Source organism: Microcystis sp. M53598_WE2, from assembly GCF_030067735.1.
Classification (GTDB): domain Bacteria; phylum Cyanobacteriota; class Cyanobacteriia; order Cyanobacteriales; family Microcystaceae; genus Microcystis; species Microcystis aeruginosa.
Map to the genome: position 1 here is coordinate 1 of NZ_JASJFE010000022.1, position 1,778 is coordinate 1,778.

1 protein-coding gene is annotated in these 1,778 nt (G+C 39.9%); it reads left to right on the forward strand.

Features of this window, described 5'->3' with window-relative positions:
* Nucleotides 1-436 precede the first annotated feature (436 nt).
* A complete protein-coding gene (locus PX636_RS00500; RefSeq protein ID WP_002796062.1) occupies nucleotides 437-1,570 on the forward strand; it encodes an RNA polymerase sigma factor, RpoD/SigA family in 1,134 nt (377 codons plus the stop codon).
* The last annotated feature ends 208 nt before the right edge of the window (nucleotides 1,571-1,778 follow it).

The window sequence follows — 1,778 nt, forward strand, 5'->3', positions numbered from 1 at the left end:
GCAAATTTTGATTTTTAGCCCGTGAAATCTTTCCAAATGATAATTATTGTCTATTAGCTATTAAATCGCAGTATAGTTAGTCAAAAGGTGAGAATGGTTCTCAATAGAAAAAGCGAAGATTAGTAATAAAAAGCTGACTGCTATCTTGATTGTTAAGAAGCGTGATCTTTACCTAGTCAAATACCAAAAACCTTAGTTAGATTGTATAAGTGGAAACCCTGAAAGTCTCCCCTATTCACCAGAAAATCTTATTGTCTGGTTCGGCGATTTGTAACCATCGACACAGAATCGCGCAATTATATCCCAGAAATGGCCGCCATTAATTAAGAAAACGTTTAAAAAATCTGCTCCCCGAAAATTCAATGTAACAATCAGCCCATTGGGAGAAATTGAGTTTCTCCCTGCTATTATAATCCCACTCCATCCATAACTGCTTATGAAAATCTCTAAACTAGCCGCTGATGATAATTTTAATCAAATCATTGCCCTGGAGACAAATCCTTTAGAACTAGACAGCGTGGATTTTGCTGAAAGAACTGACGAAGATCTGACTGAACCTTTACCGGAAACCCTAAAAACCACTCGTGGGGGTAGTGGAACTGGATACGATAAAGGCAGCAATGAAGATACTGTTGGGGCATTTTTTAAAGAAATGGCCCGTTATCCCCTGCTTAATGCGGAAGAAGAAATTGAATTAGCCTACTCGGTTAAGTTTCTGATGGAAGCGGAAGAAGTGCGCCAAAAACTACAAGAAAATTTACATCGTCCCCCGACGAAAACGGAATGGGCAAACGCTTTACAATTAGATAATGAACGTCAACTGGAAAACCGTCTTTATCGCGGACGAACAGCTAAACGGAAAATGATTCGTTCTAATTTGCGCTTGGTGGTTTCTATCGCTAAACGCTATTTAAATCGCGGAGTTCCTTTCTTAGATTTAATTCAAGAAGGTGCGATCGGACTCAACCGTGCGGCCGAAAAATTCGATCCCAATAAAGGTTATAAATTCTCTACCTATGCTTATTGGTGGATTCGACAAGCAATCACCCGCACCATTGCTAACGATGCGCGTACAATTCGTTTACCGATTCACATTGTCGAAAAACTCAATAAACTCAAAAAAGCGCAGCGCATTCTCAAGCAAGATTTACAGCGCAATCCCAATGAAAGGGAACTCGCAGAAGCGTTGGAAATGACTCCCGAACAATTGCGGCAATTATTACAATTGCGTCGTCAATCTCTCTCTTTAAATCATCGTGTAGGGAAAGGAGAAGATACGGAATTAGTGGATCTGTTGGAGGATGATGATCTACAACTTCCCGAAGATAAAATGAATGAGATGATGATGCGTCAGGAAATTTTCGCAGTTTTAAGTGATGTTCTCACGGAACGGGAAAAAGATGTTATCTCCCTCCGTTATGGTTTAGCTACCAGTCAACCCTATACCCTAGAGGAAGTGGGAGGAATGTTCAATTTATCTCGCGAACGAGTACGTCAAATTCAAACTAAAGCGATGCGAAAATTACGTCGTCCTCAAGTCGCACGTCGTCTGAAAGGATGGTTACATTAATAACTTTTTCTAACTCGTTCTCTCCCCTCTCCTTTTTCCCGGAGAGCTTTTTTTTGTCGATATTTAGCTTAAAATTAAGATCAAGCTGATTTTCTCAGTAGATAGTCATAATACCTATGAACCGACATCTCCAACGGAAAGTGAAAACGGGAAAATATCAATCTCCAGAAAATCATCCTCTCATAGATGGAGAAACTTTTGTCACTGA